The 14,408-nt window shown below is 73.9% G+C and carries 14 protein-coding genes and 1 pseudogene; 6 read left to right on the top strand and 9 right to left on the bottom strand.

Features of this window, described 5'->3' with window-relative positions; genetic code table 11:
- Positions 1-2 precede the first annotated feature (2 nt).
- Positions 3-374, bottom strand: coding sequence for a YrdB family protein (locus tag JAO84_RS00525; protein ID WP_370409373.1), 372 nt, complete (start codon positions 372-374; stop codon positions 3-5).
- Between the two features lie 265 nt (positions 375-639).
- Between JAO84_RS00525 and JAO84_RS00520 the strand changes: the two genes are divergently transcribed.
- A complete protein-coding gene (locus tag JAO84_RS00520; protein WP_370409372.1) occupies positions 640-2,460 on the top strand; it encodes a S8 family serine peptidase in 1,821 nt (606 codons plus the stop codon).
- A gap of 85 nt (positions 2,461-2,545) precedes the next feature.
- Here the strand turns inward: JAO84_RS00520 and JAO84_RS00515 are convergent, their stop codons facing one another.
- On the bottom strand, positions 2,546-2,914 hold the full coding sequence (locus tag JAO84_RS00515) for a hypothetical protein (RefSeq protein WP_370409371.1): 369 nt from the start codon (positions 2,912-2,914) through the stop codon (positions 2,546-2,548).
- A gap of 101 nt (positions 2,915-3,015) precedes the next feature.
- Between JAO84_RS00515 and JAO84_RS00510 the strand changes: the two genes are divergently transcribed.
- Positions 3,016-4,434: a M48 family metalloprotease gene (locus JAO84_RS00510; protein ID WP_370409370.1), complete on the top strand. Its 1,419-nt coding sequence runs from the start codon at positions 3,016-3,018 to the stop codon at positions 4,432-4,434.
- A 33-nt stretch (positions 4,435-4,467) separates the two neighbouring features.
- Here JAO84_RS00510 and JAO84_RS00505 read toward each other — a convergent pair whose 3' ends face one another.
- Together JAO84_RS00505 and JAO84_RS00500 are read right to left on the bottom strand one after the other, a co-directional pair.
- Positions 4,468-4,674, bottom strand: coding sequence for a ferredoxin (locus JAO84_RS00505; protein ID WP_370409369.1), 207 nt, complete (start codon positions 4,672-4,674; stop codon positions 4,468-4,470).
- Positions 4,675-4,688: 14 nt separating this feature from the next.
- Positions 4,689-5,933, bottom strand: coding sequence for a cytochrome P450 (locus JAO84_RS00500; RefSeq protein ID WP_370409368.1), 1,245 nt, complete (start codon positions 5,931-5,933; stop codon positions 4,689-4,691).
- Between the two features lie 180 nt (positions 5,934-6,113).
- Here JAO84_RS00500 and JAO84_RS00495 point away from each other — a divergent pair, with 180 nt between their 5' ends.
- Entirely contained in the window at positions 6,114-6,452 is a 339-nt protein-coding gene (locus JAO84_RS00495; protein ID WP_370409367.1) for a putative quinol monooxygenase, read from the top strand.
- A 45-nt stretch (positions 6,453-6,497) separates the two neighbouring features.
- Here the strand turns inward: JAO84_RS00495 and JAO84_RS00490 are convergent, their stop codons facing one another.
- Together JAO84_RS00490 and JAO84_RS00485 are read right to left on the bottom strand one after the other, a co-directional pair.
- Positions 6,498-7,007 (bottom strand): iron chaperone, encoded by a 510-nt coding sequence (locus JAO84_RS00490; RefSeq protein WP_370409366.1) that lies wholly within the window; start codon positions 7,005-7,007, stop codon positions 6,498-6,500.
- A gap of 82 nt (positions 7,008-7,089) precedes the next feature.
- Complete coding sequence (locus JAO84_RS00485; protein WP_370409365.1) at positions 7,090-7,755, bottom strand: class I SAM-dependent methyltransferase; 666 nt, start codon at positions 7,753-7,755, stop codon at positions 7,090-7,092.
- A gap of 125 nt (positions 7,756-7,880) precedes the next feature.
- On the opposite strand from JAO84_RS00485, the pseudogene JAO84_RS00480 reads away from it, so the two are divergent.
- The 3 genes and pseudogenes from JAO84_RS00480 to JAO84_RS00470 all read left to right on the top strand — a co-directional run.
- Positions 7,881-8,129 (top strand): annotated as a pseudogene (locus JAO84_RS00480) (diadenosine tetraphosphate hydrolase); the annotation flags it as partial.
- Positions 8,130-8,292: 163 nt separating this feature from the next.
- Positions 8,293-9,384, top strand: coding sequence for a chitinase (locus JAO84_RS00475; RefSeq protein WP_370409363.1), 1,092 nt, complete (start codon positions 8,293-8,295; stop codon positions 9,382-9,384).
- 35 nt (positions 9,385-9,419) lie between these two features.
- Positions 9,420-9,857 (top strand): glutaredoxin domain-containing protein, encoded by a 438-nt coding sequence (locus JAO84_RS00470; protein WP_370409362.1) that lies wholly within the window; start codon positions 9,420-9,422, stop codon positions 9,855-9,857.
- 26 nt (positions 9,858-9,883) lie between these two features.
- Here JAO84_RS00470 and JAO84_RS00465 read toward each other — a convergent pair whose 3' ends face one another.
- The 3 genes from JAO84_RS00465 to JAO84_RS00455 form a co-directional block, all read right to left on the bottom strand.
- A complete protein-coding gene (locus tag JAO84_RS00465) occupies positions 9,884-11,515 on the bottom strand; it encodes a DUF4139 domain-containing protein (protein WP_370409361.1) in 1,632 nt (543 codons plus the stop codon).
- A 5-nt stretch (positions 11,516-11,520) separates the two neighbouring features.
- Positions 11,521-13,620, bottom strand: coding sequence for a DUF4139 domain-containing protein (locus JAO84_RS00460; protein ID WP_370409359.1), 2,100 nt, complete (start codon positions 13,618-13,620; stop codon positions 11,521-11,523).
- Between the two features lie 194 nt (positions 13,621-13,814).
- Positions 13,815-14,342 (bottom strand): NUDIX hydrolase family protein, encoded by a 528-nt coding sequence (locus JAO84_RS00455; protein ID WP_265865962.1) that lies wholly within the window; start codon positions 14,340-14,342, stop codon positions 13,815-13,817.
- Positions 14,343-14,408 lie beyond the last annotated feature (66 nt).

Raw genomic sequence — 14,408 nt, 5'->3', positions numbered from 1 at the left:
CCTCAGGTCCGGTTCCGGTGCGTCGCGGCCCGGCGGTCCGCCGTCGCCAGGGCCGTGTTCACCACGGCCACCGCGCCGAAGGCGATCGCCCAGGTGGGGTGGTCCACGCCGGCGAGCGCGAGGGTGGCCGCGCCGAAGACGAGGGCCTTGACCGTGAGGACGGCCGGGAGGGGGACAGGGAAACGGGCCCTCGGGGCGGCGAAGAGGCCCCAGAGGACGGCGGCGGCCGCGGGGGCCGCGACGGCGAGGAGGAGTCGCAGAGCGACGGGGTCGGCGCTCGCCCAGCCCCACCACGCGAGGACGGCGAGCGCCGCCAGTTCCAGGAGGAGGGCGAGGCCCTCGTTGAGGACGTGCAGGGGAGTGGGAAGCCGCATGGCGGTCATTCTGCGCCACGATCGGCCGGCGGCCGAGGGGATTTCCGCGACCGGCGGCGCTATGCCCCAACAGCCCCTTTACGTCCCTGACATGGCGTTCCGTCAGATCAACAATGGGTAACGGAAAGGGATATGGCGGGCAGAATCCTTCCCTCCGCTCCCGCGGCCTGCGATCTTGCGTCCACCCCACACATCACAGGGCCCGGCCGGCGCCACCCGCGCCACCGGGTCATCGGAGGACGCATTGTTTTCCCACATATCGAGCATGTCGAGCCGGCTGAGAATCCCGCTCGCGGTCGCCGCCGTCGTCGGCACCACGATCGCCATCGCCGCCCCCGCGCAGGCCGACGTCCAGCCCCTGGACGCGAAGGACCGGGCCGCGACCTCCACGGCCGAGGCCAAGGCCGCCCCCAAGACGGCCGCCGCCCGGACCGCCCAGGCCGCCTGGGCCGCCGGCACCCGCGCGTACCTCGTCATCACGACGCCCGGTGACACCACCGCCGTACGCTCGGCCGTCACGGCCAACGGCGGCACCGTCTTCGCCGCCTACGACGCCATCGGCGTCGTCGTCGCCCACTCGACCTCCGCCTCCTTCGCCGCCACCCTCCGCGGCGTCGCCGGCGTGCAGCAGGTCGGCGCGACCCGTACCTCCGACGTGCCCGCCGACGCCTACAACCCGGCGCTGCCCGCCAACCCGGCCCAGTCCACGACCACGCTCACCGAGTCGAACCGCTGGGACATGACGCAGATCAAGGCCGACCAGGCCTGGGCCGTCACCACCGGTTCCGCCGCCGTCAAGGTCGGCGTCCTCGACACCGGCGTCGACGACCAGCACCAGGACATCGCGCCCAACTTCGACGCCGCCGACTCCGTCTCCTGCGCCTACGGCAAGGCCGACGCCCGCGCCGGTGCCTGGCGCGACGTCGACACCCACGGCACCCACGTCGCCGGCACCATCGCGGCCGCCAAGAACGGCAAGGGGGTCATCGGCGTCGCCCCCGGAGTGAAGATCGCCTCCGTCCGCATCGCCGAGCCCACCAGCACCCTCTTCTTCGCCGAGAACACCGTCTGCGGCTTCATGTGGGCCGGCGACCACGGCTTCAAGGTCACCAACAACAGCTATTACACCGACCCGTGGCAGTTCAACTGCCCGGACAACATCGACCAGGCCGCCATCATCGAGGGCGTCCGCCGCGCCCAGGCCTACGCCGAGTCCAAGGGCTCCCTCCAGGTCGCCGCCGCCGGCAACTCCAACTACGACCTGGCCAACAAGACGACCGACAGCGAGAGCCCCAACGACTCCACCCCGGTCACCCGCACCATCACCAACGCCTGCATCGACATCCCGACCGAGCTCCCGGGTGTCGTGACCGTCTCCGCGCAGGCCAGTGGCGGCGCCAAGGCCTCGTACTCCAACTTCGGCAACGGCGTCATCGACATCGCCGCCCCCGGCGGCGACGGATCCACCGGCGTGTACTCGACGCTGCCCGGCGGCAAGTACGGCTCCAAGAGCGGTACTTCGATGGCGTCCCCGCACGTCACCGGCGTCGCCGCGCTCATCGCGAGCGCCAACCCGGGCTTCACCCCGGCCGACATCCGCAACGCCCTCGCGACCCAGGCCACCGACAAGGCCTGCCCGTCCGACAGCCGCTGCACCGGCACCACCACCAAGAACGGCTTCTTCGGCGAGGGCCAGGTCGACGCGCTGAAGGCGGTCGGCGGAACGACCCCGCCGCCCACCGGCCCGTACTTCGAGAACCTCACCGACGTCACCATCGCCGACAACGCCACCGTCGAGAGCCCGATCACCGTCTCCGGCGTGACCGGCAACGCCCCCGCGACCCTCAAGGTCGGCGTCGACATCAAGCACACCTACCGCGGTGACCTGGTGGTCTCCCTCGTCGCCCCGGACGGCACCGTCTACCTCCTCGAGGACTTCAGCAACAGCGACAGCACGGACAACGTCGCCAAGACCTACACGGTCGACGCCTCCGCCGAGCCGGCGAACGGCACGTGGAAGCTGCGCGTCCAGGACGTCGCGTCCCAGGACACGGGCCGCATTGACGCCTGGAACCTGACCTTCTAGTCGCCGCACCCGTGCCCGCGCGCCGCGCGGGCACCCCAGCACCGAGCCCCCGGGAGGCCACTCCCGGGGGCTCGGCCTTCGCGGCTCACAGGTCGGTGAGCTCCTCCGCGTACACCTGCGACAGCGGCTGGGGCCCCACGTACTGCTGACAGTTGCACTGCCCCGCCTCGTACCGCACCGGCTTCTTGTTCTCGTCCCACGCCACCGGGACCTCCACGCGCTCGTGGCAGCGGCCCTGCTTGTCGTGCTTGGCCAGATGGTGCGTGCAGCCGCAGACGGGCTCCGGCGGCTTGCCGGCCGCCTCGAGTGCCTGCCGCTCCCGCCGTTCCGCCGAGATCAGCTCCATCCTGCGCTCGTGGCGGTGCCGCAGCGCCGTGCGGACGTTGTCCGCCGCCCACGCGAAACCACCGGTCCAGAACAGGATGAGGATCACCCAGACCCAGTTCCAGTTCATCCCCTTGCCCCTTCCCCCGAATTCCCCCGGATTCCCCCGAAGCCGGCGAGTCACGCCGCAGGTAGGGTCCCCTCTCACATGAGTGATCACAAGGGGTGGGGATGACGAAGGACACGCCGGGCAGACCGACCAGCGCCGTTACGGATACGGATACGGGTACGGCCACGGCCACGGGCACAGCCACAGCCACCGCCACGGGCACGGGCACACGGGGCGCCGAGCCGACCGCGCGCGACTGCCCCGACTGCGGCGAACGGATCCCCGTCGACCCGCGCTTCGTCACCTGGTGCACCGCCTGCGGCTGGAACGTGGACCCCGAGGACGCCACGCCCGACGAGCCCGAGCCCGACCGCGTCGAACGGCTGCGCCGCACCCTCGCGCACCGGTACGGTGAGCAGCTCTTCGCCGACCTGGCCGCCGCCCCGGGCGCGGACGGGCCCGCCGCCTCCCGCCCCACCGGCGGCGCCGCCCTGCTGGCGACCGTCCTGGCTCTGGCCGTGCACGGCCTCACCGTGGGTCTGGCCGTCATCGGCCTGTGGCTGCTCGTCGACCGCTGGGGCGAGGGCCTCCAGCCCGCCGTCGGCGGACTGCTCCTCGCCCTCGCCTTCGTCCTTCGCCCCCGCTTCGGCCGACTCCGCAAGGGCTCCGAACTGCCCCATCTGGAACGCGCCGACGCGCCCCGGCTCTTCGCCCTCATCGACGAGATCGGGGCGGGCGTCGGTACCCGGGGCGTCGACCTCGTCGTCCTCGACGCGGACGTGAACGCCTTCGTCAGCGCGTACGGCATCCGCCGGCGCCGCGTCCTCGTACTGGGCATGCCGCTGTGGGCCACCCTGGACCCGCAGGAGCGGATCGCGCTGCTCGGCCACGAACTCGGGCACTACGCCCACGGCGACACCCGCCACGGTTTCCTCGTCGGCAGCGCCCTGGGATCGCTCGACACCTGGCGCTACATGCTCGCGCGGAGCGAGGACGGCGACTCCCTGTCGGACACCTTCATCAATGTGCTCACCGCCCCGCCGCGCTGGGCCGTGCACGGCCTGTCGCTGCTCCTGGACGGGGCGACCCTGCGCGCCACCCAGCGCGCCGAGTACCTCGCCGACGGCGCCGCCGCCCGTACCGCGGGCCGCGACGCCGCCGTCGGCCTCCTGCAGCGCCTGCTTGTCTCGCGGAGCGCCGACTCGGCGCTGCGACGCGAGATCATCGCCGCCCGCACCCGGACCGGCGGCCGGGCCCGGCGCGAGGTACAGGCCGAGGGGCTGTGGCAGCGCGTCGCCGCCGAGGTCCGGACCGTGCCGGAGCGCGAGTACGAGCGACTGCGCCGCGTCGCCGAACTCCACGGCCACCGTGTCGACTCCACCCACCCGCCCACGCACCTGCGCATCCGCAACCTCGCCCGCGGCGACTTGCGCCCGCCCGCACTCGTGCTCGACCCGGACCGCGCCGCGGCCCTGGAGGCCGAACTGGCGGCGCCGGCGCAGAAGGTCGCGGCCCTCCTCCTGCGCGACGGCGGCGCCTGACGTCAGCTTCGTACGGGGAGAACGGGACGGGTGTCAAGCAGGCGTCGTGGCCTCCGTCACCGTGATCGCCTGCACCGGACAGGCGCGCGCGGCCTCGCGCACGAGTGGTCCGGGCTCGGTGTTCTCCCGGCCGGGGACGACGGTCCCGAAGCCGTCGTCGTCCTGGGTGAAGACGTCGGGGGAGACGAGGGCGCACTGGCCGGCGCCGATACAGACGTTCGTGTCGATGGTGATGTGCATCGGTCGGGCTCCTTTCACCAGGTGACGGGGAGTTCGAGCATCCCCTGGATGGTGTCTCCCGGCTTGAACGGGATCTCGTCCACCGGCGCGGCGAGCCGCAGCCCGGGCAGCCGGTGCAGCAGCGTGCCGAGCGCGATCTCCAGCTCCGCGCGGGCCAGGTTCTGGCCGAGGCACTGGTGGATGCCGTAGCCGAAGGCGAGGTGGTGGCGCGCCGAGCGGTCCCAGTCGAGGGTGTCCGGATCGGCGTAGGCGGCGGTATCGCGGTTGATGAGGGAGGTCGAGAAGACCACGCCCTCACCGGCCCGGATCACCACCCTGCCGTCGCCGTCGGTCCTGTCGGCACCCTCGGCGCCGTCCGTCCCATCGGTCCCGTCGACCTCGATGTCCTCGCGGGCGACCCTCAGCATCCCGTCCGCGATCGACAGGAAGCGCAGCAACTCCTCGACGGCTACGGGCAGCAGCGCGGGATCGGCGCGCAGTTCCGCGAGGCGCTCGGGATGCCGGAGCAGGGTGAAGACGCCGAGGGAGATCATGTTCGCCGTGGTCTCGTGCCCGGCGACAAGGAGGATCGTCGCGAGCTGGATCAGCTCGGCCCGGTCGGGCCTGCCGTCCTGGCGCTGCCGGGCGACCAGGTCGTCGAGCACGCCCTCGCCCGGCTTGCGGAGCTTGCCGTCGACGAGCTCGCCGAGGTAGTTCTCCAGAAGGGCGAGGGCGTTTTCGGTGTCGGCGCCCGTCGGGCCGCGCAACAGCCGCCGGGACTGCTCCTCGAAGAAGTCGTGGTCCTCGTACGGCACCCCGAGCAGGTCGCAGATCACGATCGACGGCACCGGCAGCGCGAACGCGCTCACCAGCTCGGCCCGCGGACCTGCCGCCTCCATTGCGTCGATCAGCCGGTCGACGGTGGCCTGGATGCGCGGCCGCATGCCCTCGATCCGGCGCACGGCGAAGCTCGGGATCAGCATCCGCCGCTGGGTGTTGTGCTCGGGGTCGTCCCAGCCGAGCAGCGCGGCGCGCCGCCGCCTGCGCAGCACCGCCGTACGCTCGACCGAGATCGGGAAGTCCGGGCGCGTGGAGTCGGTGGACAGCCGCTGGTCGGCGAGGAGCGCGCGGGCGGCCCGGTGGCCGGAGACGAGCCACACCTCCCGGCCGTCCCAGAACGTGACCCGGGACAACGGGCGTTCCTCGCGCAGCGGATCGTAGGCGGTGGGCGGGTGGTAGGGGCAGGTGCGGCTCTGGGGGAATGCCACGACTTCGGACATGGGGGTCCTCGCAGACGGAGGTCGTCGGGGTCTTCGGTCCTCCCACTACATGCCTCGGGCATCTATTCGGTCTACGCGGAGTTCGGCCAAACCACCGGAACGGGTGGGTCCACCCCAGGCACCCGTCGCCCGACCGGAAATGCGTTTCCCCGTGCCTCTTCCCGCTCTAGGCTCCTGCCCATGTCACAGCCTTCGCAGCAGCCCCAGACCCAGCCCCAGCTTCAGCCTGTACGCCTGCACGTCCACATCGCCACGCAGCCGGGCCGCGGCCGCGACCAGATCGAGGCCTACGAGCGCCTCGCCCCGCTCGTACGGGCGGAGGACGGCTGTCTGCAGTACGACCTCCACCAGGTGGTCGGCGACGCCGACCGCTTCGTGCTGGTCGAGCACTGGGCCTCGCGGGAGGCCCTGGCTGCGCACGACCTCGCCCCGCACATGGTCGCGGCCGCCGCGACCAACTCCGTCTTCCGGGCCGGACCCGCGCAGGTCGTCGAGATCGCCGCCGAACCTCTGGCCTGATCCCGTGCTGCCCGTGCCCAGCTCTGCTCGCCGCCCCGGAGGCGCTCAGCGGGCGGCGGTCTTGAGGAGGGCGGCGATCCGGTCCTCCACCGCCGGCCCGAGCCCGGTCAGCGCGAACGCGGTCGGCCACATCACGCCCTCGTCCAGCGCCGCCACGTCGTTGAAGCCGAGCGTGGCGTAGCGCGCCTTGAACTTCGACGCAGGCTGGAAGAAGCACAGCACCTTGCCGTCCTTGGCGTAGGCGGGCATCCCGTACCAGAGGCGCGGGGCGAGCGCGGGCGCATGGGCCTTGACCAGCGCGTGGACCCGTTCGGCGAGGGAGCGGTCCTCGTCCGGCAGCTCGGCGATCTTCGCCAGGAGCTCGGCCTCGGCCTCCGCCGCCTTCTCCGCCTTGCTCGCGCGGGAGCCGCCGCGCGATGCGGCCCGCAGCTCCTTCGCGCGCTCCTTCATCGCAGAGCGCTCCTCCTCGGTGAAGCCGTCGGCGGCGGCGTCGGTCCGCTCGGTGCGCCGGGCGGGCGTGGTGGCCTTCCGCTGTGCCTTCTTCGCGTCCGTCATGACTGCTCTTCTCCTCGGTGCGGCTGGTTCCCATCCTAGGAACGGGCCGCCCGCACCCGCTTCTCCGAAACTGACCGGCTCGTCAGGCGGGGCGGCGCTCGGCCGTGCCCAGGATGTGGGTCGCGGCGGGGGAGGGGATCCTGGTCTCGGGGAAGGAGAAGGTGTCGACCGAGGTGGGCTCGAACCCCGCCGCCTCGATCGCCGCCAGCGTGTCGCGCCCGGTGTGGCAGCCGCCCGCGAGCAGCGGCCAGACGGTGGCGTCGAGCACCCGCTGCACCCGGCGCATCCCGGGGGTCCCGGCGCGCACATGCTCGAAGAAGCGCAGCTGCCCGCCGGGCCGCAGGACGCGGTGCAGCTCGGCAAGGGCGGCGTGCGGATCGGTCACCGAGCACAGCGTCAGACACGCCACGGCCGCGTCGTACGAGGCGTCCGCCACCCCCGCCAGGTCCTCGGCGACCCCGGCCGCCACGTCCACCGGCACCGGGGCCGTACGGGCGGCCTCCTCGGCGAGGGCGCGCAGCCGCGGCTCCGGTTCGACGGCGAGGACCCGGCGCACGCCGGGCGGGTAGTGGGCGAAGTTGAGACCGTTGCCGGCGCCGATCTCCACGACCTCGCCCGTGAGCCCGGCGAGGAGCCGCCGGCGGTGCTCGGTGACCCCGGCCTTGTCGAGGGCGGGACCAGCGACCCCGGCGTAGAAACGGGCGAACAGCGGGTGCGGACGGTCGGGCGCTCGGGCCGGTCCGGACATGGTCACCCTCCTCTGCCGTCACCCCACGATAGTCCCGCCGGGCGCGTCCGGGCCCGTGCGCCGGGCCGCGTCGGCCCACCACGCGCCCGCCCTCGCGCCCCCCGCGTCCCGGTAGGTTCGCGGGCATGACTTCTGCCGACTGGCGCACGGACCGCATCGGGACGGCCCTGCGTGGCGAGAATCCGACGGTGCTACGGCGCCTGGACGCGGGCTTCGCCGTGATCGGCGACGTCCAGTTCCTGCCCGGCTACTCGGTCCCGCTCACCGACACACCGGACGCGCAGCGCCTCTCCGACCTGCCGAGGCCCAGGCGTCTGGCCTTCCTGTCCGACCTCGACCGGCTGGCCGCCCCGCTGCGGAAGGAGATCGGGCGGGAGCTCGACCGGTCGGCCGCGCCGGACTGACGGGGGAGGGCTCACGCCTGCCCGCCAAGTCCCGTGCGTGACCCGGGTGTTGACGGTTGGTCTGGACCAATCTACGGTCGTGGGGACCGTACCTCATGCCCAGGCCCTTCCCCCCACATCCCAGGGAGCACGCATGTCAGGCCACCGGATCGTCCATGCCGTCGGAGCGGGACTCGCCACCCTGCTCGCCGCCGTCACCGCGCTCGCGGCCCCCGCCGCGGCCGAGAGCGCCGCACCCACCAGGACCACCGCCGGCACCGTCGCCGCGGAGACCTGCGCACTCAAGCCGAAGCCCACCGGCAAGGTGCTCCAGGGCTACTGGGAGAACTGGGACGGCGCCGCCAACGGCGTCCACCCGCCCTTCGGCTGGGCGCCCATCGACGACCCCCGCTTCGCCGCGCACGGCTACAACGTCATCAACGCCGCCTTCCCGGTGATCCGTTCCGACGGCACGGTGCTCTGGGAGAACGGCATGGACAGCACCGTCAAGGTGCCCACCCCCGCCGAGATGTGCCGCGCGAAGGCCGCCGGCGCGACCGTCCTCATGTCGATCGGCGGCGCCGCCGCGGGCATCGACCTCAGCTCGCGCGCCGTCGCCGACCGCTTCATCGAGACCATCGTGCCGATCCTGAAGGCGAACAACTTCGACGGCATCGACATCGACATCGAGACCGGCCTCGTCGGCAGCGGCAGCATCGGCACCCTCTCCGCCTCGCAGGCCAACCTCATCCACATCATCGACGGCGTCCTCGCCCGGATGCCCGCCGGCTTCGGCCTCACCATGGCCCCCGAGACGGCGTACGTCACCGGCGGCAGCATCGTCTACGGCTCGATCTGGGGTGCCTATCTCCCGATCGTGAAGAAGTACGCCGACAACGGGCGCCTGTGGTGGCTCAACATGCAGTACTACAACGGCAGCATGTACGGCTGCTCCGGCGACTCCTACGCGGCCGGCACCGTCGCCGGATTCGTCGCCCAGACCGACTGCCTCGACCGGGGCCTGGTCATCCAGGGCACCACCATCCGCGTCCCGTACGACAAGCAGGTTCCCGGCCTCCCCGCCCAGCCCGGCGCCGGCGGCGGCTACATGACCACCTCCCAGGTCGCCCAGGCCTGGAACCACTACTCCGGCAAACTGAAGGGCCTGATGACCTGGTCCGCCAACTGGGACGGCTCGAAGAACTGGACCTTCGGCGACAACGTCAAGTCCCTCCAGTCCCGCTGACCTTTACCGCCGACCTTCACGTAACCTCCGTGAGCATGACACGCGCCTGGACCCTGCCGACCCTGTTCCTGCTCGCCGGCCTGCTCGTGGCCACGCCCGTGCTGCTCCGGGGAAGTCTCGTCGAGGGCGGTGTCCTCCTCGTGGTGTTCCTGGTGCTCGCCGTGGTGCACTCACCGCTGGTGTTCCCGAGGTCGCTGCGCGCCGAGGAGGCGCGGCGGCGCAGCGCCGAGGACGGGTGGCCGGTCGTGTACTGGCGCCCGGGGTGCAAGTACTGCATCCGGCTGCGGTTCGGCCTCGGGCGGGACGCGCGGCGGGTGCACTGGGTCGACATCTGGCGCGACGCCGAGGCCGCGGCGGACGTGCGGGCGGTCAACGACGGCAACGAGACCGTGCCCACGGTCTTCGTCGACGGCCGCCCTTACGTCAACCCCGGCCCCGCCTGGGTGCGCGAGCGACTGGCCCGCCGCGCCTGACGCGGCGGGCCGGCCGCCCTCAGGGCCTACAGGCCGCTGGTGTTCGACTTCGCCGTGATCTCGTACGCGAGGGTGAGCGTGCGCCGCCCGCCCGGCGGCAGTGCCGCGTCCCAGCGGACGATGCCGTCCGCGTCGACCTCGTCCGGCACCGGCGAACACGCCTCCTTGCGGACCCGCACCTGCACCGCCGACACCTCCGAGACCGGTATCCGCTCGCGCACCGTCACCAGCCGCTCGCCCTCCTCGCCGGGCGCGGACAGCCGGGAGAGATGCACCCGCACCGTGCGCGAGACCACGGTCCGCTGGGAGAGCGCGGTGGTGTCCCGGGTCTCCTCGACCCGCCGCACCACCCGGTAGTCGTCCTGGCTGCCGAAGGCCAGCTCGGCCGGCGCGCCGGGCGCCGTGAAGTCGAGCGTGCCCCGGCCGCTGAAACCGCTCGCCCGGACCAGGTCGACCGGCCCGGTGAGCAGGGCGTGCCCCGACCGGTTGTCGAACCGCACCAGCTGCGTGACCAGCGGCGACAGCTCCGGCGAGCACGCGTACTCCGCCACCGCCGGCGTCGTGAACGAGCTCAGCGGTACGCGATGGGCGCGCCCGTCCGAGGGGACGCCCACCGGCGCCGGCGCGGACAGCACCCGCGTCTCGCCGCCGTCGTCGACGCCCGGGAGCCCGACCACCGGCAGGGGGCCGAGCGCCGAGATCGTCTCCTCGCGCATCTCCAGATCGATCGTGCGCCGCTCGGCCGCCGAGCGGTCGACCAGCGTCAGCCGGTCCTCGACCAGCTTCGGCGGCTCGGTCGCCTGCGCCGACCTCGCCGTGGACAGGGTCAGCCGGACGTCGGCCCAGTCCTCGCCGGTGCGCTGCCACAGCACGGCCTCGCTCTCCAGCGTCAGCGACTCCCCGTCGAGCACCGCCCGGTAGGCGGGCCGCCACAGCGCACAGGGCGTCAGATGCGTGACCCGCAGCAGCGCCGGGCCCGCCGCCGCGGCCCGTACCGTCAGCTCGACATGACCGACGAGCTCGGCCGGCTCCTCCTCCGCCTGGTACATCGCCTCCGTGGCCGCGGCCAGCTCCTCGCCGACCCGGGTCAGCTCCGCGCCGACGGCGTCGAGGCGTTCCGCGTACGTGTCGCGTTCGGCGTCGATCCGGTCCAGCTCGCGGGTCCAGCGCGCGGGGTCGGTCTCCCCGTACCCCGTGCCCTCGCCGATCTCGCGCAGCAGGTCGGCGGCGAGCCCGGCGAGCAGGTCGAGCCGGGTCGCGAGCCGGTCCCGCCGCTGTTCGAGCGCCGTCTGCTCGGTGGTGAGGGCGTGGACGCGCCGGCGCAGGGCGGAGTCGTCGGCGGAGGGGCGCGGCCCGCGCGGGGTCCACTCCCGGACGATCCGTACGTCCAGGACGTCGAGCGCACCCTCTGGCCCTTCGGCCCGTTCGGCCTGTTCGGGTGTCAGCTCGGCGTGCAGGGTGCGGTCGACGGCCAGCGCGCTGACCGGTCCGAGCCGGAGCCGCCGCACCCCCGCTTCGAGCGTGAGCCGGGCGGTGCGCTCGATGTGGGCGCGGTCTTCGAGGCAGGTGACGGCGGTGACGGGGAGGGCGATCGGCGGGGCGTCCGCGGACGCCGGGTCCGGTGTGTTCGGCACGGGCGTGTGCGGGGTCGTGGTCATGTCTGTCAGCTCCTCCGGTCGCCGCCGGCGAGGGTCTTGCCGGCCGGGATGCGGATCTCGTAGCCGCCGTCGAGGGCGGTGGTGGCACCGGCGGGCAGGTCGACCCGCCACAGGCGGGTGCCGGGGGCGAGCGTCTCCGGCTCGGGTCCGGCACCGGACGCTCCGTCCCCGGGGCGCGCGGGCTCGGCCCAGTCGGCCCGCTCCTGGATCTTCACGTCCGCCTCGGAGCTGACCGGCACCCGCTCCTGGACCTCGACGGTGACCGGCCGGGCCAGCGTGTTGGCCAGCTCGACCCGCACCCGGTGGTCGAGCACCATGGTGCCGCCGCGCAGACCGGCGGTCGACTCGTGCAGCTGGGTGCGCCGGGTCACCCGGATCCCGTCGGCCGGGCCGAGGCCCACGCGCCGTTCGCCGCCGGGCGCGAGCGTGGGCAGCGCGGCCGTCACCATCAGGCCGTCGCCGCCCGCCACCTCCATCCCACCGGCGAGCAGGGCCTGCCCGCTGGTGTTGGAAAGGACCAGCGTCGCGTACACGGTCTGCTCGACGGACGGGACGCACAGGTACTCCGTGCGCAGACCGACCGTGATCTCCCCGACGGTGACGGTGTGCCAGGTGCCGTCGGACGGGATGTCCGCGCGGGCCGCCGCGTCGTAGCGGTGGTCGAAGGAACCGGCCGAGGCGCGCGGCCGCGCGGCGTGCCCGGGCAGCGGCAGCGACGCGACCCTCTCGGCCCGCTGCCGGTACTCGGCGGCCACCGGATCGGCCGCCGCCGTCCCCGGGAACAGGCGTCCCCGGCGGGCCGCCGGCGCGTCGGGACCACTCAGCACCAGCGCCGCGTAGTCGAGTTCGGCACCGCTGGGCTGCGGCGGTCCGGCCACGGGCTCGGCCACCGGCGCCGCCGCGACGGGCGCGGGCGCAGGGGCCGCCGCCGAGGCGGGCATCCCGCGTGTCGGCGGGGGCGCACCGTACGCGCCGCCGTACGCCGCGCGCGGTGCGGCACCGGGCGCCTGCGGACCGCCCGGCGCCGGAGGCGGCGGCGGTGGCATCACGGCGGCAGGCGGCGGTACGGGAGGGGTGGCCGCGACCGCACCCGCGACCGCGCCCGCGGGCCGGGCGCCGAACCCGGCCCCGCCCCCGGCAGCGACCGCGCGGCCGAAGAGGCCGCCCGAGGCCGGTCGCGGGCCCGTCGCGTCGTACCCGGAGAACAGATCGCCGAGCCCGGCCGGCGGCTCACGCCACCCCGCCGGCGCCGGCGCGGGCCGGCTGCGCCCGATGCGGATGGAGGCGAGCCGGGGCAGATCGCTGCGACGGCGCAGATCGGCGGTCGCGAACGCGACCCGTACCCCCGTCCAGTCCTCCCCGGTGCGCTGGGCGACCGAGGCCCGCAGCACCAGCCGTCCGACGCCGTCGCCCTGCCGGGCGTCGAGCCGGTACGACGGCACCCACACGGCGCCCGGCACCCCGTACTCCACCGCCAGCTCGACCTCCCGGCCGACCGGGCCGTCGAGCGTGAGGACGGCGCTCACCGTGGTGTCCACGTGCGTGTCCGGACGGGCGTCGGAGGCGCGCGCCAACCGCTCCTCCAGGACCTCCGCCTGATGGTCGAGGTCCAGGGCCTCCTCCTCCAGCTCGGTGAGCCGGGCGTGCAGCCGGGCGAGCCGCCCGTCCACGAACTCCGTGAGGTCCAGCCACGCCTCGACCGGCGCCGGCCGGTGCGGCCGCGGATCGTCCCGCCGGCGCGGCGGCGCGACCGGACGCAGCGCCGCGACCTCCTGGATCAGGGCCGACTGGCGGTCCCGGCGCGCCCGCACGAGCGCCTGCGCCTCGCGCAGCCGCTCCGCCTCGCGGCGCAGCGCGTCCCCGCCGCCGTCCGCGACCGGCTCGGCCGCCACCTCCAGGCGCGCCTCGGTGACCCGTACGCCCGAGCCGCCCACCACACGCACCCGCAGCGAGGCCGGGTCCGCCACCCGGGGCAGCCCCGTCACCCGCACCCGGCCGCCGGCCGGGACCGCGCCCCGCGCCAGCCGGGTGCACAACGCCCCCTGCGCGTACACCACCACACCGTCGAGCACCGACGCCCAGCCGTGCTCCGTCCCCAGTGCCATGCCCTGCCCCCGAACGCCGTTCCAACCCTGCGCCGAAGCGTACGCGCCCCCACTGACAGCCGGCCCGGCCAGCCGGTCCCAGCGGCCTCCACGCCCACCGCCCCCGGCACAATGGGGCCCGTCCCTGCCGTCCGCCGCCGCGTCGACTTCGACGGGCTGCGCGCGGCCGTCCTCGACTCAGCGGGGTGACGAGCTCAGAACGCCAGTCCCACGTGCGCCAACGCCTGCCGCAGCAGCGCCCCGTGCCCGCCCGGCATCTCGCCCTGCACCGCCGCCGACGCCGCCTCCTGCGGGGTGAACCAGACCAGGTCCAGGGCGTCCTGGCGCGGCCGGCAGTCGCCCGTCACCGGGACGACGTAGGCGAGCGAGACCGCGTGCTGGCGCGGGTCGTGGAAGGGGGTGATGCCGGCGGTGGGGAAGTACTCGGCGACCGTGAACGGTTGCAGGGACGACGGGATCCGGGGCAGGGCCACCGGGCCGAGGTCCTTCTCCAGGTGCCGCAGCAGCGCGTCGCGGATCCGCTCGTGGTGCATGACACGGCCGGAGACCAGCGTGCGGCTGATCGTGCCGTCCGCGCCGATCCTCAGGAGCAGGCCGATGCTGGTGACTTCGCCGCTGTCGTCCACGCGCACGGGCACGGCCTCGACGTACAGGATCGGCATGCTGCCCCGGGCGGTGTTCAGCTCGTCCGCAGACAGCCAGCCAGGCGTGGTTTCGGTCATGTCAGACATCGCTTGATCATACTTTCCCGGCCGCGCCGCGTCTCGGGAAACACGCCTGCCGGGCGG

Source organism: Streptomyces fradiae (assembly GCF_041270065.1).
GTDB lineage: Bacteria > Actinomycetota > Actinomycetes > Streptomycetales > Streptomycetaceae > Streptomyces.
This window is presented reverse-complemented; position numbering and strand designations above follow the sequence as displayed.